Here is a 25530-nt window from a genome sequence, read left to right as displayed (position 1 = left end):
TTTCACGCCGGAGTTGCAAGGGGTGTACCTGAAGCAGGAAGGCGGTCGTACCCGGGCGTATGGGTATGTGATCAAGGCCTGATGGCATGCAGCAGGAGCCGGTCCGGGCCGGCTCCTGTCCAATGCATCGTTCTAGAATTTTTCCGCGATGAATTTGAACGGATAGTTCGGATCCCGATAGTTACCAGGACTTTGGCGCTTGGGCAGTTTCACCTTCGCCCGCGGTACTTCCTCATAAGGAATACTGTTGAGCACATCGCTGATGATGTTCAGTCGCGCCCGTCGCTTGTCATTCGAGTTGGCGACCCGCCACGGGGCGAAGTTTGTATCGGTGGCCTCGAACATGTCGTCCCGGGCACGGGAGTAGTCGTACCAGCGGTTATAGGACTTGAGGTCCATGGGCGACAGCTTCCAGATCTTGCGCCCGTCGGTGATACGCTCCTTGAGGCGTCGGGTCTGTTCCTCCTGGCTCACTTCAAGCCAGTACTTGATCAGGATGATTCCCGATTCCACCAGTGCCTGCTCGACGCGCGGCACCGAGGTGAGAAAATTGCGCACCTGCTCTTCGGTGCAAAAGCCCATGACCCGCTCGACTCCGGCGCGGTTGTACCAGCTGCGATCGAAGATCACCACTTCACCGGCCGCCGGCAGGTGCGGCAGATAACGCTGCACATACATCTGGCTTTTTTCCCGCTCGGTCGGCGCTGGCAGCGCCATTACCCGGAACACCCGCGGACTGACCCGCTCGGTGAGCGCCTTGATGGTTCCGCCTTTGCCGGCGCCATCGCGGCCCTCGAAGATGATGCACACCTTGGCGCCCGTGTGCTGCACCCACTCCTGCAGCTTGACCATCTCGACATGCAGCCGCGCCAGTTCCTCGAGATACACCTTGTTCCTGAGCTTGCCGCTTTCAACCGGTTTGCTTTTGCTTGCCGCCTTCTTCTTCGCCATGCCAGTTAACTCCTTCAATGCGTCACATAGCGTCCGGAGTGTCCCCGGCCGCGTTCATTCAGCGTCGACTGCGCTGATAATGTTCAACCGCCAGTTCCAGGTTCAGGAACATGCGCGCCTCGCCCAGCGCATGGCCCAGGGGGGCCTTGATGACCATCTCCCATACGCTCGGGCTCATGCCCACCAGCCACAATGAAATGCCTTTTTCCTGCAGTTGCTGTTCCGCCCCGGTGAGCATTTTCAGCGCGGTGTATTCCAGGTCGAACACACTGCGCAGGTCCAGGACCACGACCTTGGGGTTCGCCACGTCAATCAGCGGGCGGATCTTGTCGGCAATGCGCTGGGCATTGGCGAAGAACACCCGCCCTTCGGGCCTGAGCAACAGCAACCCGTCAAAGTGTTCGTCGTCTGCGTTGTCCGTGGCCTGCGGACGATAGACGTTGGTGCCGGGCTTGCGTCCCAGGACATGCACGGGCGGGTCCGAGACCTGATAGGCCAGGGCCAGCAACGAGACGATGATCGCCACGACGATCCCTTGCAGCGTGCCCAGCAGGATCACGCCGATCATGGCCACCACGGCCCAGGCAAATTCGGTACGGCGAACCGACAGGATCTCGCGAAATTCCGCCGGCTCGATCAGGCCCACCGAATACACGATCACCACGGCCGCGAGCGTGGCGTTGGGCATCAGGCCAATGAGCGGTGCCAGCAGCAGACAGGTGCCCAGTGCCAGTGCGGCGGTGACCAGTGCGGCCAGTTGCGAGCGGGCGCCGGCCAGGCGGTTCACCGCCGTCTGGGTGGTGCCGCCACCGGCGACCATGGCCCCGAGAAACGCGCCACCGATGTTGGCAACGCCCGTGGCCAGCAGCTCCCGGTTCGGTTGTGGCGCGGGCTCGTCACTGCGGGCGAACGCGCGCCCCGCCGCGATGGTTTCGGTGAAACTCATCAGCGCGATCCCCATCGCCGAGGACCACAGGGTCTCGGCCATCGACCATACCGGCAGGGTCGGCGCGGGCAACCCGATCGGCACCACGCCGACGGCGGACACACCAAAGCGCTCCAGGCCAAACAGGCTCATGCCGATGATGCCAAGCGCCACCGCAATCAAGGGTGCGGGCAGCCGGGGCGTAAATCGCTTCATGCCTACCAGCAGCAGGACCATGAACACGCCGACCGCCACGGTCGGCAGCGAGGCATGGCCGGCGCTCTGGACCGTGGCCACCAGGTTGTGCAGGAAGCCGCCTTTGTCGATGTGCGTGCCCAACAACTTGGGCAACTGGTCGAGCACGATAACCACGCCGATGCCGGCCTTGAACCCCACCAGCACCGGTTCGGAAATGAAATTGGCGACGAAACCCAGGCGCAGCAGTCCCGCAACGATGAGGATCGCGCCCACCATCAGGGCCAGCGTCGCGGAACCGGCGAGCAAGGTCGCCGTATCGCCATCGGGGCTGATCTGGCCCAGTGCGGAGCCGGCGAGAATGGCCAGGGTGGTCGTGGTGCTGACGCTAAGCGGGCGCGACGTGCCGAGCACGGCATAGATCACCATCGGCACCAGCGCCGTGTACAGCCCGACCTGCACCGGCAGGCCGGCAATGGTGGCGTACGCCAGCGCCTTGGGAATGACCACCGCCGCTGCCGTCAGCCCGGCGACCACATCGCTGCGCAGCCAGTCTGGCCGGTAGTTGCCAAGCCATTCCGGGATCAACAGGCTGCGCAAGGTTCCCCGTTGTGGAGCACCTGGAATCCGCTCTTGCGGATGGCTGCCTTGTTGATTCATCAGTCACTCCAGTGGCAAATCTTCCATGCGGATGATGAGTGGGCACAACTGACCGCACAATCCTTTAACTGCACGCGCAACCATTGCAAACCTTCATCGGCATCAAAGCGCGTGTGCCAGCAGGCAATCAGCTCGGGCTCGGGAAATTCAAAGGGTGGGGCATGGGTCGAATACACCGGTAAATGTCCGGGTAATGGCGCTCGGTAGATTACAAATGTAGCCGGTTTGTGCGGCGATGAATGGATTCGTTGATTCAGGCTCGAAGGCGTCCATCACGTCCTCGCTGAAAGGGGAAGCCTCGTATGGACGACGTCATGAAAGCGATAAATGAGCTATACCCGCTAATTCCCCCCCCTTGCAGTTCTTCAACCCAGGAGTTTGGCAATGAAGCTCAGAACCTCACTGGCAGCACTCATGGTTGCGGCAAGCCTTTTCGGCTGCACCACTTCATCGACCCACGGCGTGAACGTCAACCTGGTCGCCACCCGGCAAAACGCCGGTCAGATCGGCACCGTCACCTTGACCGACTGGGACAAGAAAACCGGGCTCAGTTTCTTCATCAGCGGTGCTCCAATGGGGGTTACCCTGCCCCTGCGCCTTTACTCGTTCATCAATAACGGCACCTGCCAGCAACCCGGGTCAGTCGCCTACGCGATGAACGACACCGTCAACACCGAAGCCCAACCCGTACGCGGCTGGTCTTTTACCCGGACCGCGCCTGTGCCGTTGCAAACCCTGCTTGACGGCAAGTATTCGGTGGTCGTGCGAACGGCTCCGACCGATGGCAACGTCGATATCTTTTGCGGGGATATCAAGGCAACAGAGCCGGTGAAATAGCCGCGGCCCTTGCAAGCCGGCCCACGCCCGAGTACCGCTCGCGCCACCGGTTGTCCGGTGCGAGCGGTGGCGTCGGATGGACGGAAACGGGGGCGACGGCAACAACCGGTAACAAACCTGTCATTACTCACTGATAACGTCCAAGCGTTTTCCCGAATCGCATCCGCTCGATCTCCGATCGCCCCAGTTCCCTGTACCGGGGCTTTGCCCATCCGCTCAAGGTGCCACTTCAGGTGTACGCAAGCACGACGCGCAAGCAAATCATCATCAGGTCCGACGACATGAGCTGCGACGACTTTGGCGCGTTGTTCTCGAACCTGTTCGGCAACCTCTATAGCGACTCACCGCCGCCGCCGAAAAACATCATCATCGGCGGGGTCTACGGCCGGCATGAAGGTGTCAGTTTTCGTCGCATGCACTATCGCGGTGACTTCACGGTGGCTTTTCCCGCCCCCCTTGATGAAATCACCTTTGTCATCCCCACCGCCGGCAAGATCATCTTCAACCACGTCACCGAGTCGGTCGGCTTCGCGCAGACAGGCCTGGCAATCGACAAGGCCGAGGTCCACTCGATGCGCTTTGTCGACAACCACGCACAGCACGGGATTTCGATCAGCCGCCGGCTGATCACCGAGCGCCTGTCGACGCTGCTGGGTAAACCTATCCTGCAAAAGGTCCAATTCGAGCCGGTGGTGGACCTGAATGTCTTGGCCTTGCAGGGCATCCGCGCATTGATTGACCTGGCCACGGGCACCGAGTTCGACCTGCTGATCAACAGCGGTTCGCTGATGCCTTCGCGCCTTCGCGAGATGCTGGTCGATGCGGTACTGGAAGCCTGGCCGCACAACTTCACCGAAGCCCTCCGGCGTCCTTCCCCATCGATTGCGCCACGGCATGTGAAGCTCGCTGTCGAGTACATTCAGGAGCACCCCGATCACCTGGCCAGCGGCACCGAGCTGGCGCAATTGACCAACGTCAGCCTGCGCGCTTTGCAGGAAGGTTTTCAGCGTTTCATGGGCACTTCGATCGTTGCCTATCAGCGTCAGGTCCGCCTGGAGCGCGCCTTTGCCGCGCTGTCCCAGGAGGTATCGCCGTCGGTGACAGACGTGGCCTTGCAACAGGGTTTCAGCAATGTCGGGCGGTTTTGCCAGTATTTCCAGAGTGCCTACGGCATCAGTCCCGCAGACGTGAGAAAGGGCCTGCGAGCGCGGCCGATGGCGATCAATTGAGGGGTTAGCGGGAGCACTCGCGAAAGCGGAATGTCAACCGCCCTCTTCGTTAGCTGTGAGTCCGCCTTCGCGAGCAAGCCCGCTCCCACACTTTGATCGGTGTCGAACACAATTCCCGCGTACGACAAAAAACCACTGTGGGAGCGGCGGTGCGACGATTCGACTTGCTCGCGAAGGCGGAGTGACATTCAACATCTACGTCGACTGACACGACCACTTCGCGAGCAGGCTCGATCCCACAGATTGCCTCAACTAACCGTCAGAACAGATAACTGGCCTTCAGCCCGCCATTGAAGCCGTGGCTATCGCCGCCACCACTGGCGCCGACTTCTGCCCCCACGCTCCACGGACCAAGGTTGGCCATGACGTTGACGCCACCGGTGAACTGGTCACGGTTGTCGAAGGCGGCCTGCTGTTCGATGTCCAGGCCCAGCAGTTGCCCTTCGCTGTCGACCTCATGGTCACCCAACACATGCTCGTAGCCCACTTGCAGGCCCGGCACCACTTGCCAGGCACCGAGGCTGACAGGCGCAAAGGATGCGTTGAGGTTGGCCACCGCGCTCTTGCGGGTCTCGTGGATGCCGTCGACGTCCAGGGCCAGTTCGCTGCCTTTTTCCTGGAAACCCGACAGGTTGACGTGACTGATCCGCACGCCGAGGCTCGGCTCGAGGGTCACGCCGTTCACCGGTACACGGTAACCGAGTGCCAGGGTCGCGCCGGTGAGGTTGCCATGGCTGTCGCCCTTGGCCGTGCCCAGACCGCCGCCCAGTTCACGCTTGCTCTCGTAATCGAGATAGCCGGCGCTGGCATCGGCATCCACAAACAGGCCGCGCTCCAGGCCGTTCGGGGCAAAGCGTGCGCCGACGCTGAAGAAGGTCAGGTCGGTATCGGCCTCGCCACCTGCGCCACCGACATTGCCGCTGCTGTAGCCAAAGCCGGCATGGGCGCTGAGCTGTTCGGAAAAGCGCTGGGTCAGGCCGATCATCATGCCCTGGCTATGCTCGTTGCTGCTGGAGGCCTGGGAGGAACCATCGGTGCCCAGATACCCCGCCAGCGCGGTGCTCCACAGGCGATATTGCCCGGCCTTGAGGTCGATGCCGCTGGTGAACGGCGCGGCGGCCTGCTCGATCATCGCGCCCTGGCGCAGCAAATAGCTGGCGGCGTCGGCGTGCACCTGACCGCCGACGGTGGACTCCACGCCCCCGAGGCTGCGGGCATCGATGGCCGACTGCAGGTAGTAGTTGTAGGCGCTGTAGGTGCCCGACAGGTTGCTGTTCTGCAGTTGCTGCAACAACTGCGCGCCGGCCGCGGCGTTGCCAGCCAGGTCCGCCGCGCCCGGCAGGCTGTTATAGAACACCATCTTGCCGCGCAGCACGTAGATGGTTTCCTGGGACAGGCCGAGGCCTTCCTTGAGGTAGTTATCCATCGTGCCGTACTGCGCGCTCACCTCGTCCAGGCCGGCTTGCAGGTAACTGGCCTCCACACCGATCAGCGGTCCATAGATGGTCGCCAGGTTCGGTGGCAACGCCGCCAGGGTCGCCCTCATACGCGCGGCGGTGTAGTCGTTGGTCGCCAGGTAGTTGCTCATGATGGTGGCATCGTCGAGCCCGGCGATGCTTTGCAGCACAGCGGCGGTCCAGCCCGTGCGGTCCTTGCCGGCGGTGCAGTGGAACAGCGCCGCGCCGTCGACCGTGGCCAGCTCATTGAACAGCTGGTTGAACTCGCTGCGCATCCCAGCGTTGCGGACGAAATCCCGGTTGGTGTCCTGCATCATGGCGGTGGCTTCGGCGGCGCTGTGGAACGCGACGTTGGTGACGTTCGCGCCCGACGTGGAGCCGCCGATGATGTCGATGTTGGTGTACGTCGCACCCGCGGGCATCGTGTCTGGCGTAGCGGCGATTTCGGTTGGCGTGCGCAAGTCGTAGACCGCCTTGATGCCCAGGCCGTTGAGGGTCGCCAGATCCGCCGCCGATGGCGTCAGCGCGTTGGAGCGGTAAAACACCCCGCCCCGCATCGTGCCGTCATTGGCCGTGGTGTACGCGGTGGTGAGACCGGCGACATCGCGCAAGTTATCGATGCTCTTCAGGCGTGGGGTGTTGAGGGGGACAGTCTCGGCAGCCTGGGCGGCAGCGATGGACAGGCTCAAAACAGACAGCGAACACACAAGTCGTTGGAACACAGTGCAGCCTCATTGAAATCGCGTTGGGCTGACTAATATCTACATTGAAATGGCGCTGAACATGACAAATCGCCCGCGTACGCAAATCACTGCGCGATGTGTCCAGGTGGCTCGTTTTCTGTCCGTGTAATGCCTGTTGTGCTGGCGGGGAACAAGCTGAGCGGTGGTCGCCGATCAATTTCCAGGCATAAAAAAACCCGCCTTGCAGCGGGTTTTTTGCTTTTTTAGAAACTGATCTGTCGCCGCGAACTCAATGGGTTTTTTTCGAGGTCGACAGCCCGGCTTTACTCAAGCCTTTGGTGTTGTGCTCACCCGGCGTCGAGGCCGAAATGGCCGTGGCCTTGGCGACGCCACGAGTATCCTTGGAATGGGCGATGCCCGAGGTCGTGCTGCCATGACCGCTGTCATCGTTGCGCGCACTGCCGTAGTGGTTCCCGCTCAGGCCATGGTCGCGCACGGATTTGCCAGCATGGTCGCTGTCCAGCCCGTTGCCGCGGCCGTTACTGCCGGAGTGGCCGGTACCGGCGTGTCCGCCACCCATGCCGCCGCCGTGACCTGCGCCGTTTCCGCCACCATTACCACCGCCGTTACCGCCGCCATTTCCACCGCCGCCACCGCCGCCGTTTCCGCCGCCACCGCCACCGCCACCGCCGTCTTTCGCGTATGCGGAGCCCATGATCGACAGGCCATCAGGCAGCAAAGGGGCGGCTGCAAGCATCATGGCGCATGACATTACAGCAACGAGACTCTTGTTTTTAAAAAGCATGATTGCTTCCATAGGAGGTTGATATCGCGTTAGGTATGACGCGATATCCCTCCAACAGTTCAAGTACCACGACAAACGGCTGGAGCACTTTGAATCAGCGGGAAGACTACCTTCCACACGTCAATCAAACGCACCGTCGAGAATTTCATAGACAAGCCCGGTGGCCAGCGCAACCAGGATCAGGTCCGTGCCGACTTGCTGCCATTCGTAGCCATCATAGTGGGGCAGCCTGCCGACGAGTCGGCCATCGAGTTTTTTGGCGATACCGGGTGGAAGCGGCTTGCCTCGGGCAAGGTTCTTCTGAATACCCGGTGGCAAGTCAGGCCCGGGGCTCCAGTAGCCCGTATTCACCCCAATGATCTCGAGCACGCTGCCACGGTTGATGCTCGGGCCATTGCTCCAGTCCCCGCCGCCGCCGGAATTCTTGTTCTTGTTGCCATGACCACCCTGGTTGCCCTGGCCCTGGTTGCCCTGGCCCTTGTTGCCTTGGTTGCCATGGGTGACTTTCCCGCTACCCTGGCCATTACCGGGATCAGCCAGCGCCGTCACCGAGCCGCAGACCAGAGCCAAACAGGTAACAGCTGCAATCAATGATCGAGTCCTGAACATGATTCATTCCTTCGTCGTGGGGAATATTCCCTGAATATTTAGATGTTATAGACGAAGTTGGTTCCATCAAGTCACCAACCGCCAAACCGTCTACGCTCATCCGATCGAAGCCTTGCAGGCGTTTGCCGGAGGATGGGGCTTGTCAATTATAGGCATCTCCCTGCGTCTGCTCATCGCACAGCCATGACATCCGAAAAACATGTAGGAATTTGCCCCCCGTGGCGAGGGAGCTTGCTCCCGCCGGGCTGCGAAGCAGCCCTCATCCCTTGCAACTCATTTCCTCAGACACACCGCAGCGCCCGGTTTTACGGCGCCGGGAGCCGCCGAACGGGAGCAAGCTCCCTCGCCACAGGGGGCTTTTGGCGTCCTACAGGCCGGTTGCAGCCGTCGAAATCCATGCCTAATGTGCCCCCGTCGCTGACTTGAGTTGGCGATTGGGTTTCGCAGCCCAACCGACACATACCCTTACACCGTCAAACAACAATTCTGGCAAACTTCGCCAGCATTACGTTTTATGGCGGTTGTACGTAGGAGATCCTCGGATCTGCCGGGTTTTGGGTTGTGGCTCGGTCTGCGAACCTGCGTATAACTGCCACCTAATTGTTTCGCAGCGAAAAGGTGGCGCTTCATTAATTTTTTGAGTGAACTTAAAAATGATGAACACCCCACCCCGCCGCTTCACCCCCATGAAACAAATCGCAACCAGCTACCCCGTCCTCCTCATCGACAGCGACGCCCCGCTGCGCGAACTCCACAACTGCGCCGCCGAACGTCTCAACGCCGTCCTGCAATACCTCAACCTCATGGCCTGCACCAGCCTCCCCGACTACGCCGAAAACGACATCAACACCGTCACCAACATTTCGCGGATTCTGCTTCAGGATGTGCGGGATGTGTTTGGGGTGATCGAGCAGCGAGGGTTTGAGGCGCCGAAGAAGCCGTGACATTTTTCAAGCACAAAAAACCCGCATTTCTGCGGGTTTTCAATGACCACCGCTCAGTTGGCTACAGCAGCCATCAGCAGACTGATGCACAGGAACTGTTTTTGAATACCGTCTAAAAAATTCATCTCCCCCGCCGATGGGAAATTGCACTGACTTGACCGGTTGTATGCATAGGACCTGACCAGCTGTTTGCATGGAACTTGACCATCACGTTGCGTGGTCATGACCGGCAGAGAACGACCCATAGCAGCCTTTCACGAAACGAAAACGATCGACCACCTTTTGCCGTGGCATGGCATGTTGCTGCTGTATGGGGAGCTTACCTATCGCAACTTTGAATTCAAAAATGGCAGCTTCAATGCAGCATCCGAGTGAGAAAAATATCGTAAATTAGAGCTTTTACTCGATAGATGGTTGTCTTAATCGGCGATTGATTGATTCAGATTAATACACGGCCGAATACGCATTGACCTGACTATTTCAGGCCACCAGACTTTCCTGCTCTTGTGAATTTCTAGAGGTCTATTAGATGCGTAAATCATTGTCTGTCGTTGCGTTTAGCCTTTTTGTATCTCATCACGCCTTCGCCGGTGAAGCTACGAACACAGCGGTCGGTGGAGGTATCGGTGGTGCTCTCGGAAGCGTTGTCGGTCAGGCCGTAGGGGGTAGCACTGGCGCCGCGATCGGAGCTGGTGTAGGTGGCGCCGCTGGTGGCGCAATGACGGCGAAGAGCGGCAAGAAGACTGAATCAGCCATTGGCGGAGGCCTCGGGGCCGCTGGTGGGCAGGTGATTGGCAACAGCGTTGGTGGTTCCACAGGCGGCCTGATCGGCGCAGGACTTGGGGGCGCAGCAGGTGGTGCGGTCGGCAACAATCTGGCCGACGATAACGACCATCACTCCGACTACAAGCATAAGAATAAATACAAACACAAGCATGGCGGTTAATCCGATGAGCCTTCCGTAGTGCTATTCCACTCGGCCGCATTGAAGCATTTTCGTTTTGAACGCACGCAAGACTGAACGTGCTTCTGGCTGATTTCTGCCTGTCGCGAAGGGGGAAATGATCAGAGGCGACCGCTGAACTGATCAACGAAACTTCAATTTCTCGATTTATCTTTAACAAGGACTACTTTTATCTGAGCCTGCCGCTACGCCTTTCGGGGTAGCGCGTTTCGACTAAAAGGAGTTTGGAAGATGAAATTCAATATGAAGGCCTCAGGTCCTACGCTGCCCGGTAGCGAGTATCGGCCCCTGAAGGTGGCAGGAGTCATCTGCTCATTGGTGGCGGCAATCGCACTGGCCACCCAGGCGGTTGCGGCGGATGCCGAGAAACCAAAACCAGCCTCCGAGGCTACCAAGGCTGCTAACAACGCGCTGCTCAAGGAGTTGCCGTTCAACGACAAGACATCCTTTGAGCTGGCACACAAAGGGTTTATTGCGCCCCTGCCGTCGACTGTCATCAAAGGCGCCTCGGGCAATGTGATCTGGGACCCGGCCAAATACGCGTTCATCAAGGAAGGCGAAGACGCGCCGGACACTACCAACCCCAGCCTCTGGCGGCAGTCCCAGCTGATCAATATTTCCGGCTTGTTCGAGGTTACCGACGGTATCTATCAGGTTCGCAACTACGACCTGTCGAACATGACCATCGTCGAGGGCAAGGACGGCATCACCGTCTTCGATCCGCTGATTTCCGCCGAAACCGCCAAGGCAGCACTCGATCTCTACTATCAGCATCGACCGAAAAAGCCCGTCGTGGCGGTGATTTACACCCACAGCCATGTTGACCACTACGGTGGTGTACGCGGGGTGGTGAACGAAGACGATGTGAAAGCCGGCAAGGTGAAGATTTATGCCCCCCTTGGATTCATCGAGCATGCGGTAGCCGAAAACGTCATGGCCGGGACCGCCATGAGCCGTCGCGCCAGCTACATGTACGGCAACCTGCTGCCTCCGGCTCCGACCGGTCAGTTGGGTGCCGGTCTCGGCACCACGACATCGGCTGGCACGGTGACGCTGATCCCGCCGACCGACATCATCAAGGCGACCGGCGAAACCCATATCATTGACGGCCTGACGTACCAGTTCCTGTATGCGCCTGGCAGTGAAGCACCCGCTGAGATGCTCTATTACATCAAGGAGAAGAAAGCACTCAACACCGCCGAAGACTCAACCCATACCCTGCACAACACCTACTCGTTGCGCGGTGCGAAGATCCGCGAACCGTTGCCTTGGTCAAAATACCTCAACGAGGCGCTCAAGCTGTGGGGCGACGATGTCCAGGTGATGTATGCCATGCACCACTGGCCAGTCTGGGGCAACAAGGAGGTGCGCGAGCAACTATCCTCCCAGCGCGACATGTACCGCTATATCAACGACGAAACCCTGCGGATGATCAACAAGGGTTACACCATGGTCGAGATCGCCGAGCAGTTCAAACTGCCCAAGACGATCGCCAACAAATTCTCCAACCGTGGTTACTACGGTTCGGTTAACCACAACGTTAAAGCCACCTACGTGTTGTACCTGGGCTGGTTTACCGGTAACCCGGCGCAGTTGCATGAGCTGCCACCGGAGGAAGGCGGCAAGCATTATGTCGAGATGATGGGCGGCGAAGAGGCTGTCCTCAAGAAAGCCAAGGAGTATTTCGACAAGGGCGAGTTCCGCTGGGTCGCCGAGGCGGTCAACCATGTAGTGTTCGCCAATCCGAGCAATCAGGCAGCGAAGAACATGCAGGCCGATGCCCTGGAGCAATTGGGTTACCAAGCCGAAAGTGGGCCATGGCGTAACTTCTACCTCACCGGTGCCAAGGAACTGCGCGAAGGTGTGATGAAGCTGCCAACACCCGATACCGCGAGCCCCGATACGGTGCGCGCCATGGATCTGGACTTGTTCTTTGACTTCCTGGCCATGCGCTTGAATGGGCCAAAAGCCGAAGGCAAGCGTCTGTCGCTCAACTTTGATTTCACCGACCTCAAGCAGAAATATTCGGTTGAAATGGAGAATGGCGTGCTCAACCACACTGAAGGCGTTGAAGCAAAAGATGCCGATGCGAAGGTGACCCTGACCCGCGACACGCTGAACAAGATCGTGTTGAAAGAGACCTCGTTGAAAGATGCACTGGCCTCGGGCGATATCAAGATAGACGGGGCGCAAGGCAAGCTGGAGGAGCTGGTGTCCTACATGGACAACTTCGATTTCTGGTTCAACATCGTGACGCCGTAACGCAATCCCATCACGTCGCAGGTAACTCTGCGACAGACCCATCGTCCCTGGAGGATGGCAGCGTGCGAAAGCGCTGCCGTCACTCCGGTAAAACATTCAGCCTTTCTTGATTGGATTTCCTGTCAACACGGACGGAACAATATGAAATCAGTCATATGGGTATTGGCTTTAGTGTCATTGGCAGGATGTGCGACGCCAACCATGAACGAGATGCGCCAGGAAGCACCTCGCGAGGTTCTGCATTCAAAAAAAGCCGATAAGGTCATCGCGGATTGCGTTCAGCGCGAGTGGCAAAGTCTGTTCGTTTTTGAAGGACGGGATGGGGCAACCCAGGAATCTGGCAGCGGCGGCGGTTACACAGTAGCAACGAGTGGCTCAGCGTATTTTGTCGACATCCGGCCAGAAGCGTCCGGCTCGGTGGCTAAGTATTACGCTGCGACGTATCGCTGGATATCAAAAAAACATCTAGCCGCGTTACAGGGCTGTCTGTGAGTTCATCCAACTACAAAAACTGAATCGCCCCTAATTTCATTCGCGATGAACGACTGCTATTGGTCGTTCTCTACCGATCATGGTTACAAAGCGTGCTGGTCAAATCCGATGCAATCGGTGGTCAGGTCGAATGCAAGCGGGTGGTCAAGTAGAGTGCAATTTCGCAGCCGATTCATTTAGACTCGGCCGCTGGCTCATGGGGCCATGACCAAGCCCTATTACGGATATCCAAGACAGCCCGTCATGAAAAAAATAATCAGCTATTTGCGAAACAGTTACTGGAAAAGATGGATTCGCAAACACAAATGCAAAGTGGCGGGCGGTTTATTGTCACTGCACAAAAGAACGACACTGACCATTGAAGAAGGCGTGACGCTTGGGAATGTGGTCATAGAATCAAAAAAGCTGGAGATCGGCGCGCATACCTATATCCGCAGTGACTGCTTCCTTTCGGCGGTCTCCTCCATTGGCAGGTTTTGTTCCATTAGCAGCAGCTGTTTTATCGGCCAGCAAAAGAGCTCGCATCCGTTGGACTGGCTCAGTTCACATCCCTTTCAATATACCGACACGGCGCTGGTTTACGACCCGGAGGTTGCGGACATCACGATCGGGCATGACGTCTGGATCGGCCATAGCGCGATGATCCTGGAAGGCGTGACCATTGGCACCGGCGCGGTCATCGCAACCCGCGCCCTGGTTGCCCATGACGTGCCACCGTACGCCATTGTTGCCGGCACCCCGGCAAAAATTGTCAGGTATCGGCACACACCCGAGTTGATCGAGGCGCTGATCAACAGCCAGTGGTGGGATGTCGATGTCGAGGTACTCAAGACATTACCGCTCAATGATCCGCAAGCCACCTTGGCTCTGTTGGACACCCTGCAGAAAGAAAACCGCGCCAACTACCAACAGATCGAGATAACCCGCAAAGGGTGCAGTGTTTCCTCTTGAGCAGCGGGAATGACCAGCGCTGCACTTCAAGATGCCAGGCCATAACCAGATTCGAGTGATAAAAAAACCCGCATCAGATGCGGGTTTTGACGGTTGGTTGCTGATGAACCCTGCCTGTAAAGCGGTTATCAGAAGTTCGCCGGTGTGTTGGCGCTGATGATTTCCGCCTCATCCGCCCCGATGTTGCGAAACCGGTGCGGCAAGGTCGTCGGGAAGTAATAGCCATCCCCGGCGTTGAGCACGCTCACCTGGCCATCCACGGTCAACTCCACGGTGCCCCGGGTCACCAACCCACACTCCTCGCCTTCGGAATGCACGATCGGCTCTTCGCCAGAGCTTGCACCCGGTGCGTATTGCTCGCGCAGCAAGCGCATCTGCCGGCTTGGCACGGACGCGCCGATCAGCAGCAGGCGCAGGCCATGGCGACCGAGGTCGGGCTGTTCGTTGGCACGGAAGACGTACTGGTGTTCGCGCGGTGGCTGATCGAAGGTGAAGAAGTCGGCCAGGGACATGGGGATGCCCTCCAGCAATTTCTTCAGGGAGCTGACGGAAGGACTGACCCGATTCTGTTCGATCAGGGAGATGGTTGCATTGGTGACGCCGCTACGCCGGGCCAGCTCGCGCTGGGACAGTTTGTAGCTTTCGCGTACTAATTTGAGTCGTGAGCCCGTGTCCATGACAGCCTTATGTGCGTGCTACTTAAGGGTAATGGGGGTGGAGTGCAGGCGCGGATCACGCCGTTTTCCGGTCCCGGAAACGTGAAAGGCGGCTATTAAATCACGTTTGTTCATAATGCTCAGCAGGTTCGATAAACGGCTGAAGAAAACAACCTGTTGGTGATATTTCTGAGTTAAGTCACAAGACCTGTGGGAGCGGGCTTGCTCGCGAAAGCGGTGTGTCAGGCGACATCTATGGTGACTGATATGGCCTCTTCGCGAGCAAGCCCGCTCCCACAGGTGGTTTGCGGTGTTGCTGATGTAAAAAACCGGCGGCCAGCTTTTGGGAGGCAGCCGCCGGCGAGGTAAGGCTTAGATGCCGAAACGGTCACGCAGCGAGTAGTACACGGCGCCCAGGGCGGTCAACGGCGCCGAGAAGGTGCGCCCGCCGATCATCGGCATGTGCGGCAGCGAGGCAAACGCATCGAAGCGCTCGGCGTCGCCACGGATCATTTCCGAGATCAGTTTGCCGGCCAGGTGCGAACAGGTCACGCCGTGGCCGCTGTAGCCCTGCATGTAGTAGGCGTTTTTCTCGATACGGCCGAATTGCGGCATGCGCGACATGGTCAGCAGGAAGTTGCCGGTCCAGCGGTAATCGATCTTCACGTCCTTCAATTGCGGGAAGGTCTTGAGGATCTTCGGGCGGATCAGTTGGTCGATGTCGTCCGGCTCGCGCGCCCCGTAGACCACGCCACCGCCATAGAGCAGGCGGTTGTCAGCAGTGAGGCGGTAGTAGTCGAGCAGGTAGTTGCAGTCTTCGACGCAGTAGTTGTTCTTGATCAGGCTGCGGGCCTGCTGCTGCGACAACGGCTCGGTGACGACGATCTGCGAACCGCACGGCATGCTCTTGCTGGTCACGCGGTTGTCCAGGCCCTGCGGCAGGTAGGCGTTACCGGCGATCAGCAGGTACTTGGCCTTGACCACGCCTTTTGCCGTGCGCACGGTGATGGGCTCGCCGTAGGTGATTTCCACCGCCGCCGATTGCTCGTAGATCTTGCCGCCCAGGCCGATGATGGCCGAAGCCTCGCCGAGTGCCAGGTTCAGCGGGTGAATGTGGCCGCCCTGCATGTCCAGCAGGCCGCCGACATAGGCTTCGGAACCGACTTCGCGCTTGATGTCGGCCGCGTCGAGCATTTTCAGGTTCTTGTTGCCGTAGCGTTCCCAGCTCTTCTTCTGCTCGGCCAGGCCCTTGAGTTGTTTCTTGTTCATCGCCGCGAAGATACCGCCTGGACGGTAGTCGCACTGGATGTCGTAGTGCTGTATGCGCTGACGGATGATGTCGGCGCCTTCGAAAATCATGCTGCCGAGGATTTCGGCAGTCTTGTCGCCGTAGCGCTCTTCGATGACATCGACGTCGCGGCTGTAGGAGTTGACCAACTGGCCGCCATTGCGACCGCTGGCGCCGAAGCCGACCTTGGCCGCTTCGAGCACGGTCACGCTGTAGCCCGCTTCAGCGAGGAACAGGGCCGAGGACAGGCCGGTGTAGCCGGCGCCGATCACGCAGACGTCGCAGTCCACCGCCCCTTCCAGCACCGGGAAATCGCCGGTGAAGTTGCGGGTGGCGGCGTAGTAGCTGTTTACATGCTGTTGTGTTGAAGAGTTCTGTTTCATACGTTTCTCCGATGGCCGCCGACAGAGCCGGCGACCGTCGCTTTATTGTTATCAGAGCTTGATCCAGGTCGCTTTGAGTTCGGTGTACTTGTCGAACGCGTGCAGCGATTTGTCCCGACCGTTACCCGACTGCTTGAACCCGCCGAACGGCGCGGTCATGTCGCCGCCGTCGTACTGGTTGACCCAGACGCTGCCGGCACGCAGGCCACGGGCGAAGGTGTGGGCCTTGCTCAGGTTGCTGGTCCACACGCCGGCGGCCAGGCCGAAGATGCTGTCGTTGGCAATTGCCAGGGCTTCTTCAGCAGTGTCGAAGGTGATGACCGACAGCACCGGGCCGAAGATTTCTTCCCGGGCGATGGTCATGGCGTTGGTCACACCGTCGAAAATCGTCGGTTCCACGTACTGGCCACCGGTGTCTTCGAGGGTGCGGCTGCCGCCCGCGATCAGTTCGGCGCCCTGCTCTTTGCCGATGCCGATGTAGCGCAGCACGTTGTCCAGTTGACGCTGGTCCACGACCGCGCCGACGGTGGTCGAAGGATCGAGCGCGTGGCCCGGTTTCCAGGCTTGCAGGGCTTCCACCAGCAATGGAATGAACTGCTCGCGGATCGAACGCTCCACCAGCAGGCGCGAACCGGCGGTGCAGACTTCGCCCTGGTTGAAAGCAATGGCACCGGCCGCGGCTTGTGCGGCGACGCGCAGGTCCGGCGCATCGGCGAACACCACGTTGGCGCTCTTGCCCCCGGCTTCGGCCCAGACGCGTTTCATGTTGCTCTGCCCGGCATAGATCATCAGTTGCTTGGCGATCGCCGTGGAGCCGGTGAAGGCCAGCACGTCGACGTCCATGTGCAACGCCAGCGCCTTGCCCACGGTGTGGCCGTAGCCCGGCAGGACGTTGAACACGCCTTTGGGGATGCCGGCATCCAGCGCCAGTTGCGCGATGCGGATCGCGGTCAGCGGGGACTTTTCCGAAGGCTTGAGGATGAACGAGTTGCCCATCGCCAGGGCCGGGGCGAATTTCCAGCTGGCCATGATCAGCGGGAAGTTCCACGGCACGATGGCCGCGACCACACCGACCGCTTCGCGGGTCACCAGGCCAAGCTGATCCTGGGGCGTGGCGGCGACTTCGTCGTAGATCTTGTCGATGGCTTCGGCGGTCCAGCGGATCGCGTTGGCGGTCGCCGGAATGTCGATGCTCATGGAGTCGCTGATCGGCTTGCCCATGTCGAGGGTTTCGAGCAGGGCCAGCTCTTCCTGGTTGGCCAGGATCAGATCGGCGAAACGGATCAGGATGCGCTTGCGCTCGGCCGGGGCCAGGTTGGCCCACACGCCGGATTCGAAGGTGCGACGCGCCACGGCGACCGCCGCATTGGCGTCGGCTTCGTCGGTACTGGCGACGTTCGCCAGGAAACGACCGTCCACGGGGCTGATGCATTCGAACGTGGCGCCACTGGCGGCCACGCAGTATTGGCCGTCAATGAATGCGCGACCTTCAATAGAGAGGGACTGGAAGCGTTGCTCCCAATCGCTGCGAGTGTTTGTCATGGTTGTGACTCGACGCAGGGGAATAGGTGATCGTCGGGCCGAATGCCCTCAATCAAAAACTTGAAACCCGATCCCTGTAGGAGCTGCCGAAGGCTGCGATCTTTTGATCTTAAAAGCAAAAGTCAAAAGATCGCAGCCTTCGGCAGCTCCTACAGGGGTAGTCACCCGCCATCAAGGGTGTGGCGGGTAGCTGCCAATCAGACCGTGTGCAAGTACCAGTTGTACTCAAGGTCCGAGATGGAGTTCTCGAACTCGGCCAGCTCGCTTTCCTTGCACGCCACGAACACGTCGATGTACATCGGGTCGATGTAGCGCGCCATGACTTCGCTGTCGTCCAGCTCGCGCAGGGCGTCGCGCAGGTTGTTCGGCAGGCTCTGCTCGTTCTGCTCGTAGCTGTTGCCTTCCACCGGGGCGCCCGGCTCGACCTGGTTGGTCAGGCCGTGGTGCACGCCCGCCAATACCGAAGCCATCAGCAGGTACGGGTTGGCATCGGCGCCCGCTACGCGGTGTTCGATGCGCACCGAGTCCGGCGAACCGGTCGGTACACGCACGGCCACGGTGCGGTTGTCTATGCCCCAGCTCGGCGAGTTCGGCACGTAGAACTGTGCGCCGAAACGACGGTACGAGTTGACGTTCGGGCAAAGGAACGCCATCTGCGCCGGCAGGGTCTCGAGCACACCGCCGATCGCGTGTCGCAGCGCGGCGTTCTGCTCGGGATCCTCGCTGGCAAAGATGTTGTTGCCTTCTTTGTCGAGAATCGAAATGTGCACGTGCAGACCGTTACCTGCCTGGCCCGGATACGGCTTGGCCATGAAGGTGGTGTCCATCTCGTGGTCGTAGGCGATGTTCTTCACCAGACGCTTGAGCAGGACGGCGTAGTCGCACGCCTTGATTGGGTCAGCCACGTGATGCAGGTTGACTTCGAATTGCGCCGGGGCGCTTTCCTTGACGATGGCGTCAGCCGGGATGCCCTGCTCTTTCGCGCCTTCGAGGATGTCTTGCAGGCAGTCGACGTATTCGTCGAGGTCGTCGATCAGGTACACCTGGGTCGACATCGGACGCTTGCCGGAAACCGGCGAACGCGGCGATTGCGGACGACCGTTCACGTTGTCCTGGTCGATCAGGTAGAACTCCAGCTCGAACGCGGCGCAGATGGTCAGGCCCAGGTCGTCGAACTTGCGCACGATATTGGCCAGTACTTCACGCGGGTCAGCGAAGAACGGCTGGCCTTCGATTTCGTGCATGGTCATCAGCAGTTGCGCGGTCGGGCGCTTCTGCCATGGCTCGATGCTCAGGGTGCCGGGGATCGGGTAGCAGATCCGGTCGGCATCGCCGATGTCCAGACCCAGGCCGGTGCTTTCCACCGTGGAACCATTGATGTCCAGAGCGAACAGAGACGCCGGCAGGTTGATGCCTTTCTCGTAAACCTTATGAAGACTGGTGCGTTCGATGCGCTTACCGCGCACCACACCGTTCATATCCGCAATCAGAAGGTCGACGTACAAAACCTCAGGATATTTCTTAAGGAATGCGTTTGCTTCGTTGAGTTGAACGGTACGCAGAGGGACCGACATGATGCACCTATTTTTTACTGTTAATTATTATGTTCACCGCCCTTTCACGAGCCCAGTCAATCCGAAAGGCAAAGTGAAGTCAATAGCGAACACCTGGCCTTTCAACGTTTATTTTCGGGCCTCTCAGGGGGACGAGAGTGCCAGATACGCCCTCAAACACGCGTAAATCCTGAAGATCGGACGTGCGGCGTTTAGAATTTTTTACATGAGAGTTGTTAATTAAAATCAACAAGGCTAAGCTCCGGAAAAGCTCGTTCAAGTGTGAAACTTCGAGGTGATAAAAATGGCATTCAAGCCATTGATCGGCGTTACTGCATGCGTCAAACAGATTGGCCTGCACCCCTACCACATCAGCGGTGACAAGTACTTGCGTGCTGTCAGCGTTGCCGCGCTGGGGCTGCCTGTCGTTATTCCTTCCTTAGGCGACCTGACCGACATCGAGGACCTGCTGCCGCAGCTCGACGGTCTGTTGCTGACCGGCTCGCCGTCGAACGTGGAACCCTTCCACTATCAAGGCCCCGACAGCGCCCCCGGCACGGATCACGATCCGGCGCGGGATGCCACCACCCTTCCGCTGATCCGCGCCGCTATTGCAGCGGGCGTGCCGGTGCTCGGCATCTGCCGTGGCTTCCAGGAAATGAACGTGGCGTTCGGCGGCAGCCTGCATCAGAAGGTCCATGAGCTCCCGGGCTTGCTCGACCATCGCGAGGCCGACCATCCGGACCTGGCCGTGCAATACGCTCCCGCTCACGGGGTGAATGTGCAGCCGGGCGGTGTGTTCGAAGCGCTGGACCTGCCTGCGGTGTTCCAGGTGAACTCGATTCACAGCCAGGGCATCGACCGCCTCGCTCCCGGCCTGCGCGCCGAAGCCGTCGCGCCCGATGGCCTGATCGAGGCGATCTCGGTCGAGCACAGCAAGGCCTTCGCCCTCGGCGTGCAATGGCACCCGGAATGGCAGGTGCTGAGCAACCCTCCTTATCTGAGTATTTTCCAGGCGTTCGGCGAAGCCTGCCGGCAACGGGCGGCTCTGCGTCACTCGAGCTGACGAACTGATACCCACATTCAACGATTAACTGCCCAACGCGAGCGGGCAGGCGCTTTTGCGTGCCCCGCTCGCGAAAACAACACACTGCAATAACAACAAGTACGACCAGGCAGCCAGGATGGCGGCGCCGAATAAACCCGAGCGGTATGGGTGAGTTCGATCAGCAAACGCAAATCCCTGTGGGTGTGGTTTGTGTGGCGAGGGGGCTTGCCCCCGTTGGGGTGCGAAGCGCCCCTGAGACCAGTTACCACGATCTTGAATTAGAACGCGGTGGCTGATTCACGATTGCTGCGCAATCGAACGGGGGCAAGCCCCCTCGCCACACAAGCTCGCTCCCACAGGGTCTGCGTTCTGACCGAAGTCCCCGATACGGGTTTGCAATCCACTATTAAGCCGGGCCGTGTTGGCCGGGCGACTGAAACCTGTTGGGAGTTTCACATGGCAAACGCCTCCAGCATCTACAGGAAGGCTCTTGAGGGTCACCAGGCACCAAAAAAGGTGTTGGTGAAAATCGATCGCGTCACCAAGAAGTTCGACGAAACCACCGCCGTGGACGATGTGTCCCTGGAAATCCACCAGGGCGAAATCTTCGCCCTGCTCGGTGGTTCCGGTTCCGGCAAATCGACCCTGCTGCGCATGCTCGCCGGTTTCGAGCGCCCGACCGAGGGCCGGATTCTGCTCGACGGCGTCGACATCACCGACATGCCGCCGTACGAACGACCGATCAACATGATGTTCCAGTCCTACGCGCTGTTCCCGCACATGACGGTGGCGCAGAACATCGCCTTCGGCCTCAAGCAAGACCGTTTGCCAGCGGCCGAAATCGACGCCCGGGTGCAGGAGATGCTGCGCCTGGTGCACATGACCCAGTACGCCAAGCGTAAGCCGCACCAGCTGTCCGGCGGCCAGCGTCAGCGCGTGGCCCTGGCCCGTTCCCTGGCCAAGCGTCCGAAGCTGCTGCTGCTCGACGAACCGATGGGCGCCCTGGATAAAAAGCTGCGCTCGCAGATGCAGCTTGAACTTGTCGAGATCATCGAGCGCGTGGGCGTGACCTGCGTGATGGTGACCCACGACCAGGAAGAAGCCATGACCATGGCCCAGCGCATCGCGATCATGCACCTGGGCTGGATCGCCCAGATCGGCAGCCCGGTGGACATTTATGAAGCACCGGTCAGCCGCATGGTCTGCGAGTTCATCGGCAACGTGAACGCCTTCGACGGCACCGTGGTCGAGGACCTGGAAGGTCATGCGATCATCCACAGCCCGGACTTGGAACAGAAGATCTACGTCGGTCATGGCGTCAGCACGTCGGTGCAGGACAAGTCGATCACCTACGCGATCCGCCCGGAAAAACTGCTGGTCAGCACCGTCAAGCCGGAGAACCGCTACAACTGGTCCGCCGGCAAAGTGCATGACATCGCCTACCTCGGTGGCCACTCGGTGTTCTACGTCGAGCTGCCCGGGGGCAAGATCGTCCAGTCGTTCATGGCCAACGCCGAACGCCGTGGTGCGCGTCCGACCTGGGACGATCAGGTCTACGTGTGGTGGGAAGACGACAGCGGCGTGGTACTGCGCGCATGAAAACCTTCAATCAGCAATTCCTGAGGTGGGTCCCCAGCGGGCGCAAGTTCGTCATCGGGATTCCGTTCATCTGGCTGTTCCTGTTCTTCATGCTGCCGTTTTTTCTGGTGATGAAGATCAGCTTCTCGGAAGCGGCCCTGGCCATTCCGCCCTACTCGGAGATCTACACCTACGCCGAGCAGAAATTCCAGCTGTTGCTCAACATCGGCAACTACACCCTGCTGGGCGAGGATGAGCTGTACCTGTCCGCCTACCTGGGGTCGTTGAAGGTGGCGTTTTTCAGCACCGTGATGTGCCTGGTAATCGGTTTCCCGATGGCCTACGCCATCACCAAGGCCAGCAAGGAAGCGCAGAACGTGCTGATGCTGCTGATCATGATGCCGACCTGGACCGCGATCCTGATTCGCGTTTATGCGTGGATGGGCATCCTCAGCAACAACGGCCTGCTCAATGGCTTCCTGATGTGGATCGGGCTGACGTCACACCCGATCGAGATCCTCAACACCAACATCGCCGTCTACATCGGCGTGGTGTATGCGTATCTGCCGTTCATGGTGCTGCCGCTGTACGCCAACCTGGTCAAGCATGACCAGAGCCTGCTGGAAGCAGCATCGGACCTGGGTTCGAGCACCTTCAACAGCTTCTGGAAAATCACCGTGCCGCTGGCCAGGAACGGCATCATCGCCGGTTGCATGCTGGTGTTCATTCCGGTGGTCGGTGAGTTCGTGATTCCGGAACTGCTGGGCGGCCCGGAAACCCTGATGATCGGCCGTGTGTTGTGGCAAGAGTTCTTCAACAACCGCGACTGGCCGGTGGCGTCCGCCCTGGCAGTGGTGATGCTGTTGATCCTGATTGTGCCGATTCTGCTGTTCAACCGCAGCCAGGCCAAAGAGATGGAGGCACGGGGATGAAACGCTTCGGATTTTCAAAGTTCATGCTGATTTTCGGCCTGTCGTTTATCTACCTGCCGATGCTGATCCTGGTGATCTACTCGTTCAACGCCTCCAAGCTGGTGACGGTGTGGGGTGGCTGGTCGTTCAAGTGGTACGCCGGTCTGCTCGACAACAGCCAGTTGATGGGCTCTGTGTTGCGCTCGCTGGAAATCGCCTGCTACACCGCGATTGCGGCAGTCGCACTCGGGACGCTGGCCGCGTTCGTCCTGACCCGCGTTACCCGCTTCAAGGGTCGCACGCTGTTCGGTGGCCTGGTCACCGCGCCGCTGGTGATGCCTGAAGTGATCACCGGTCTGTCGCTGTTGCTGCTGTTCGTGGCCATGGCGCAGTTGATCGGCTGGCCGATGGAGCGTGGCATCGTCACCATCTGGATCGCCCACACCACGTTTTGTGCCGCTTATGTGGCGGTGGTAGTCTCCGCCCGCCTTCGCGAACTGGACCTGTCCATCGAAGAAGCGGCCATGGATCTGGGTGCGAAGCCGTTCAAGGTGTTTTTCCTGATCACCATTCCGATGATCGCGCCGTCACTGGCGGCCGGCGGCATGATGTCGTTCGCCCTGTCGCTCGATGACCTGGTGCTGGCGAGCTTCGTGTCCGGCCCGGGCTCCACGACCCTGCCGATGGAAGTGTTCTCGGCGGTGCGCCTTGGGGTCAAGCCCGAGATCAACGCCGTGGCCAGCCTGATCCTGTTGGCCGTGTCGATCGTGACCTTCATGGTCTGGTACTTCAGCCGCCGCGCCGAAGCCACCCGCAAGCGCGCGATCCAGGAAGCCATGGACCAGACCGCCAGCGAATCCTGGCAGCAGCCTCAAAAACAAATGGCAGGGACCACCGCCTAATGTAGGAGCTGCCGCAGGCTGCGATCTTTTGATCTTGCCTTCAAAAGATCGCAGCCTCGTTGCACTCGACAGCTCCTACACAGCGCCTACAGGATGATGGGTACCCTCCCTCGTCACAGGTTTTATGTTGATTGCAATTTTGCTTTGTGTTTTTGAATAAAAAAGAAATGGAGTTGTACCGATGAAAATGTTTGGCAGGACTCTGCTGACACTGTACTTATTGGGCGCAATCGCCACTGGCGCCCAGGCCAATGACAAGGTTCTGCGCGTCTATAACTGGTCGGATTACATTGGCCCGGATACCGTCAAGAAGTTCGAGGACGAGACTGGCATCCAGGTGACCTACGATGTCTTCGACAGCAACGAAACCCTTGAGGCACGCCTGCTGGCAGGCAAGTCCGGCTACGACATCGTCGTGCCGTCCAACAGCTTCCTGGCCAAGCAGATCAAGGCCGGCGTCTATCAGGAACTGGACAAGACGAAGCTGTCGAACTGGAAAAACCTCAACCCGGTGCTGCTGAAAAACGCCTCCGCCAGCGATCCCGATAACGCCCACGCCATCCCGTACATGTGGGGCTCGATCGGCATCGGTTTCAACCCGCAGAAGGTCAGGGAAGTGCTCGGCGCCAACGCCCCGACCAACTCCTGGGACCTGTTGTTCAAACCGGAAAACGCCGAGAAGCTCAAAGCCTGCGGCATCAGTTTCCTCGATTCGCCGACTGAAATGATCCCGACCGCCCTGCACTACCTGGGCTACCCGGTGAACGATCAGGACAAACAGCACATCGCCGAAGCCGAGGCGCTGTTCATGAAGATTCGCCCGAACGTGGCGTACTTCCATTCCTCGAAATACATCTCCGACCTGGCCAACGGCAACATTTGCGTGGCCGTCGGTTACTCCGGCGACGTGCTGCAGGCCAAGGCCCGCGCCCAGGAAGCCGGGGACAAGGTGAAGATCGACTACAGCATCCCGAAAGAAGGCGCCGCCAGTTTCTACGACATGCTCGCCATTCCCCGCGATGCCGCCAACGTCGAGAATGCGTACCTGTTCATGAACTTCCTGATGCGCCCCGACGTGATTGCCGACATCACCAACAACATCGGCTACAGCAACGCCAACGCTGCGGCCACGCCACTGGTGGATGAAGCGATCCGCAACGATCCGGGCTCCTATCCGCCGGAAGCGGTGATGGCCACGCTCTATGCCGTGCCGGACCAGCCGATTGCCGTCCAGCGGATCATGACCCGGGGCTGGACCAAGGTGAAACTCGGCCAGTAATTCACCTGCTTTTGTAGGAGCTGCCGGAGGCTGCGATCTTTTGATCTTGAGAGTTCGTGCCGAAGCAAAATCAAAAGATCGCAGCCTCCGGCAGCTCCTACGGAGTGATGTGTTCGATCAAGTACGATGTTCAAACCTTTTCCGTTCACGCAGCGCCTTACCACCGCTGCCTCTCCTGCAAGTAGAACGGCCTCACCTGGCTCCCTCGGTTCAGGTGAATTTTGGCGCCCTCGGGCGCCTTTTTTATGGTTCTTCACGCAATTCCGGGGAACACCGATACCTGTAGGAAACGGCTTGCTGGCGATGGCGGCCTCCTGGCTGGAGTATTTTATTGGTGGTGTACATATTCATTTCTGCGGTAACGGCCTCCTATGGTTCCGCTTTTACAGCGGGTTACCTGGAAAAGCGCCAAGTAACCAAACGCTT

At 59.4% G+C, this 25530-nt stretch carries 21 protein-coding genes; 12 read left to right on the top strand and 9 right to left on the bottom strand.

Annotated elements, in window-relative coordinates; translation table 11 throughout:
• Positions 1–132 precede the first annotated feature (132 nt).
• Together ppk2 and ACM6IT_RS20670 are read right to left on the bottom strand one after the other, a co-directional pair.
• The gene (gene ppk2, locus ACM6IT_RS20675) at positions 133–951 is read right to left on the bottom strand and encodes a polyphosphate kinase 2 (protein WP_414913802.1); all 819 of its coding nucleotides are present in this window, start codon (positions 949–951) and stop codon (positions 133–135) included.
• Positions 952–1009: 58 nt separating this feature from the next.
• Positions 1010–2731: a SulP family inorganic anion transporter gene (locus ACM6IT_RS20670; RefSeq protein WP_056727935.1), complete on the bottom strand. Its 1722-nt coding sequence runs from the start codon at positions 2729–2731 to the stop codon at positions 1010–1012.
• A gap of 384 nt (positions 2732–3115) precedes the next feature.
• Between ACM6IT_RS20670 and ACM6IT_RS20665 the strand changes: the two genes are divergently transcribed.
• Positions 3116–3568: a hypothetical protein gene (locus tag ACM6IT_RS20665; protein WP_056727937.1), complete on the top strand. Its 453-nt coding sequence runs from the start codon at positions 3116–3118 to the stop codon at positions 3566–3568.
• Between the two features lie 281 nt (positions 3569–3849).
• The gene (locus tag ACM6IT_RS20660) at positions 3850–4797 is read left to right on the top strand and encodes a helix-turn-helix domain-containing protein (protein ID WP_414918588.1); all 948 of its coding nucleotides are present in this window, start codon (positions 3850–3852) and stop codon (positions 4795–4797) included.
• Between the two features lie 259 nt (positions 4798–5056).
• Here ACM6IT_RS20660 and ACM6IT_RS20655 read toward each other — a convergent pair whose 3' ends face one another.
• From ACM6IT_RS20655 to ACM6IT_RS20645, 3 genes are all read right to left on the bottom strand, one after another.
• The gene (locus ACM6IT_RS20655; RefSeq protein ID WP_056727941.1) at positions 5057–6976 is read right to left on the bottom strand and encodes a tyrosine-protein phosphatase; all 1920 of its coding nucleotides are present in this window, start codon (positions 6974–6976) and stop codon (positions 5057–5059) included.
• A 250-nt stretch (positions 6977–7226) separates the two neighbouring features.
• A complete protein-coding gene (locus tag ACM6IT_RS20650) occupies positions 7227–7742 on the bottom strand; it encodes a hypothetical protein (RefSeq protein WP_409079604.1) in 516 nt (171 codons plus the stop codon).
• Positions 7743–7862: 120 nt separating this feature from the next.
• The gene (locus ACM6IT_RS20645; protein WP_056727944.1) at positions 7863–8351 is read right to left on the bottom strand and encodes an anti-virulence regulator CigR family protein; all 489 of its coding nucleotides are present in this window, start codon (positions 8349–8351) and stop codon (positions 7863–7865) included.
• A 656-nt stretch (positions 8352–9007) separates the two neighbouring features.
• Here ACM6IT_RS20645 and ACM6IT_RS20640 point away from each other — a divergent pair.
• The 5 genes from ACM6IT_RS20640 to ACM6IT_RS20620 all read left to right on the top strand — a co-directional run bounded on the left by ACM6IT_RS20640 (position 9008) and on the right by ACM6IT_RS20620 (position 13964).
• On the top strand, positions 9008–9295 hold the full coding sequence (locus tag ACM6IT_RS20640; RefSeq protein ID WP_414918590.1) for a fructose-bisphosphate aldolase: 288 nt from the start codon (positions 9008–9010) through the stop codon (positions 9293–9295).
• 529 nt (positions 9296–9824) lie between these two features.
• Positions 9825–10241 (top strand): glycine zipper domain-containing protein, encoded by a 417-nt coding sequence (locus ACM6IT_RS20635; protein ID WP_414918587.1) that lies wholly within the window; start codon positions 9825–9827, stop codon positions 10239–10241.
• A gap of 249 nt (positions 10242–10490) precedes the next feature.
• Positions 10491–12521 (top strand): alkyl/aryl-sulfatase, encoded by a 2031-nt coding sequence (locus ACM6IT_RS20630; RefSeq protein WP_414918586.1) that lies wholly within the window; start codon positions 10491–10493, stop codon positions 12519–12521.
• 201 nt (positions 12522–12722) lie between these two features.
• Complete coding sequence (locus tag ACM6IT_RS20625) at positions 12723–13013, top strand: hypothetical protein (RefSeq protein ID WP_414918585.1); 291 nt, start codon at positions 12723–12725, stop codon at positions 13011–13013.
• Between the two features lie 243 nt (positions 13014–13256).
• Positions 13257–13964, top strand: a complete 708-nt coding sequence (locus ACM6IT_RS20620; protein ID WP_414918589.1) for a CatB-related O-acetyltransferase — start codon at positions 13257–13259, stop codon at positions 13962–13964.
• Positions 13965–14092: 128 nt separating this feature from the next.
• Here ACM6IT_RS20620 and ACM6IT_RS20615 read toward each other — a convergent pair whose 3' ends face one another.
• The 4 genes from ACM6IT_RS20615 to ACM6IT_RS20600 all read right to left on the bottom strand — a co-directional run bounded on the left by ACM6IT_RS20615 (position 14093) and on the right by ACM6IT_RS20600 (position 19407).
• The gene (locus tag ACM6IT_RS20615; protein ID WP_007975263.1) at positions 14093–14641 is read right to left on the bottom strand and encodes a cupin domain-containing protein; all 549 of its coding nucleotides are present in this window, start codon (positions 14639–14641) and stop codon (positions 14093–14095) included.
• A 351-nt stretch (positions 14642–14992) separates the two neighbouring features.
• On the bottom strand, positions 14993–16291 hold the full coding sequence (locus ACM6IT_RS20610) for an NAD(P)/FAD-dependent oxidoreductase (protein WP_056727956.1): 1299 nt from the start codon (positions 16289–16291) through the stop codon (positions 14993–14995).
• Positions 16292–16342: 51 nt separating this feature from the next.
• Positions 16343–17833, bottom strand: coding sequence for an aldehyde dehydrogenase (locus tag ACM6IT_RS20605; RefSeq protein WP_414918584.1), 1491 nt, complete (start codon positions 17831–17833; stop codon positions 16343–16345).
• Positions 17834–18030: 197 nt separating this feature from the next.
• Positions 18031–19407, bottom strand: coding sequence for a glutamine synthetase family protein (locus ACM6IT_RS20600; protein ID WP_414918583.1), 1377 nt, complete (start codon positions 19405–19407; stop codon positions 18031–18033).
• A gap of 283 nt (positions 19408–19690) precedes the next feature.
• Here ACM6IT_RS20600 and ACM6IT_RS20595 point away from each other — a divergent pair, with 283 nt between their 5' ends.
• The 5 genes from ACM6IT_RS20595 to ACM6IT_RS20575 all read left to right on the top strand — a co-directional run bounded on the left by ACM6IT_RS20595 (position 19691) and on the right by ACM6IT_RS20575 (position 25104).
• Entirely contained in the window at positions 19691–20452 is a 762-nt protein-coding gene (locus ACM6IT_RS20595) for a gamma-glutamyl-gamma-aminobutyrate hydrolase family protein (RefSeq protein ID WP_414918582.1), read from the top strand.
• 438 nt (positions 20453–20890) lie between these two features.
• On the top strand, positions 20891–22033 hold the full coding sequence (potA, locus tag ACM6IT_RS20590) for a polyamine ABC transporter ATP-binding protein (protein ID WP_046042409.1): 1143 nt from the start codon (positions 20891–20893) through the stop codon (positions 22031–22033).
• Positions 22030–22944, top strand: a complete 915-nt coding sequence (locus ACM6IT_RS20585) for an ABC transporter permease subunit (protein ID WP_414918581.1) — start codon at positions 22030–22032, stop codon at positions 22942–22944. Before potA ends, ACM6IT_RS20585 begins: the two co-directional genes overlap by 4 nt.
• Positions 22941–23825, top strand: coding sequence for an ABC transporter permease subunit (locus ACM6IT_RS20580; RefSeq protein ID WP_414913798.1), 885 nt, complete (start codon positions 22941–22943; stop codon positions 23823–23825). The genes ACM6IT_RS20585 and ACM6IT_RS20580 overlap by 4 nt, the downstream gene beginning before the upstream one ends.
• 181 nt (positions 23826–24006) lie before the next feature.
• A complete protein-coding gene (locus tag ACM6IT_RS20575) occupies positions 24007–25104 on the top strand; it encodes a polyamine ABC transporter substrate-binding protein (protein WP_414918580.1) in 1098 nt (365 codons plus the stop codon).
• Positions 25105–25530: the final 426 nt, after the last annotated feature.

The sequence above is a fragment of the Pseudomonas sp. IT-P4 genome (assembly GCF_949767755.1).
Classification (GTDB): Bacteria; Pseudomonadota; Gammaproteobacteria; order Pseudomonadales; family Pseudomonadaceae; genus Aquipseudomonas; species Aquipseudomonas monachiensis.
Note: the sequence above shows the minus strand (reverse complement) of the source record. Positions and strands in the feature narration are given on the sequence as shown.

Bases quoted from the DNA above. Each gene is read 5' to 3' on its own strand.
- ppk2 (WP_414913802.1), bottom strand. From the start codon at position 951: ATGGCGAAGAAGAAGGCGGCAAGCAAAAGCAAACCGGTTGAAAGCGGC.
- ACM6IT_RS20670 (WP_056727935.1), bottom strand. From the start codon at position 2,731: ATGAATCAACAAGGCAGCCATCCGCAAGAGCGGATTCCAGGTGCTCCA.
- ACM6IT_RS20665 (WP_056727937.1), top strand. From the start codon at position 3,116: ATGAAGCTCAGAACCTCACTGGCAGCACTCATGGTTGCGGCAAGCCTT.
- ACM6IT_RS20660 (WP_414918588.1), top strand. From the start codon at position 3,850: ATGAGCTGCGACGACTTTGGCGCGTTGTTCTCGAACCTGTTCGGCAAC.
- ACM6IT_RS20650 (WP_409079604.1), bottom strand. From the start codon at position 7,742: ATGCTTTTTAAAAACAAGAGTCTCGTTGCTGTAATGTCATGCGCCATG.
- ACM6IT_RS20645 (WP_056727944.1), bottom strand. From the start codon at position 8,351: ATGTTCAGGACTCGATCATTGATTGCAGCTGTTACCTGTTTGGCTCTG.
- ACM6IT_RS20640 (WP_414918590.1), top strand. From the start codon at position 9,008: ATGAACACCCCACCCCGCCGCTTCACCCCCATGAAACAAATCGCAACC.
- ACM6IT_RS20635 (WP_414918587.1), top strand. From the start codon at position 9,825: ATGCGTAAATCATTGTCTGTCGTTGCGTTTAGCCTTTTTGTATCTCAT.
- ACM6IT_RS20630 (WP_414918586.1), top strand. From the start codon at position 10,491: ATGAAATTCAATATGAAGGCCTCAGGTCCTACGCTGCCCGGTAGCGAG.
- ACM6IT_RS20625 (WP_414918585.1), top strand. From the start codon at position 12,723: ATGAACGAGATGCGCCAGGAAGCACCTCGCGAGGTTCTGCATTCAAAA.
- ACM6IT_RS20620 (WP_414918589.1), top strand. From the start codon at position 13,257: ATGAAAAAAATAATCAGCTATTTGCGAAACAGTTACTGGAAAAGATGG.
- ACM6IT_RS20615 (WP_007975263.1), bottom strand. From the start codon at position 14,641: ATGGACACGGGCTCACGACTCAAATTAGTACGCGAAAGCTACAAACTG.
- ACM6IT_RS20610 (WP_056727956.1), bottom strand. From the start codon at position 16,291: ATGAAACAGAACTCTTCAACACAACAGCATGTAAACAGCTACTACGCC.
- ACM6IT_RS20605 (WP_414918584.1), bottom strand. From the start codon at position 17,833: ATGACAAACACTCGCAGCGATTGGGAGCAACGCTTCCAGTCCCTCTCT.
- ACM6IT_RS20600 (WP_414918583.1), bottom strand. From the start codon at position 19,407: ATGTCGGTCCCTCTGCGTACCGTTCAACTCAACGAAGCAAACGCATTC.
- ACM6IT_RS20595 (WP_414918582.1), top strand. From the start codon at position 19,691: ATGGCATTCAAGCCATTGATCGGCGTTACTGCATGCGTCAAACAGATT.
- potA (WP_046042409.1), top strand. From the start codon at position 20,891: ATGGCAAACGCCTCCAGCATCTACAGGAAGGCTCTTGAGGGTCACCAG.
- ACM6IT_RS20585 (WP_414918581.1), top strand. From the start codon at position 22,030: ATGAAAACCTTCAATCAGCAATTCCTGAGGTGGGTCCCCAGCGGGCGC.
- ACM6IT_RS20580 (WP_414913798.1), top strand. From the start codon at position 22,941: ATGAAACGCTTCGGATTTTCAAAGTTCATGCTGATTTTCGGCCTGTCG.
- ACM6IT_RS20575 (WP_414918580.1), top strand. From the start codon at position 24,007: ATGAAAATGTTTGGCAGGACTCTGCTGACACTGTACTTATTGGGCGCA.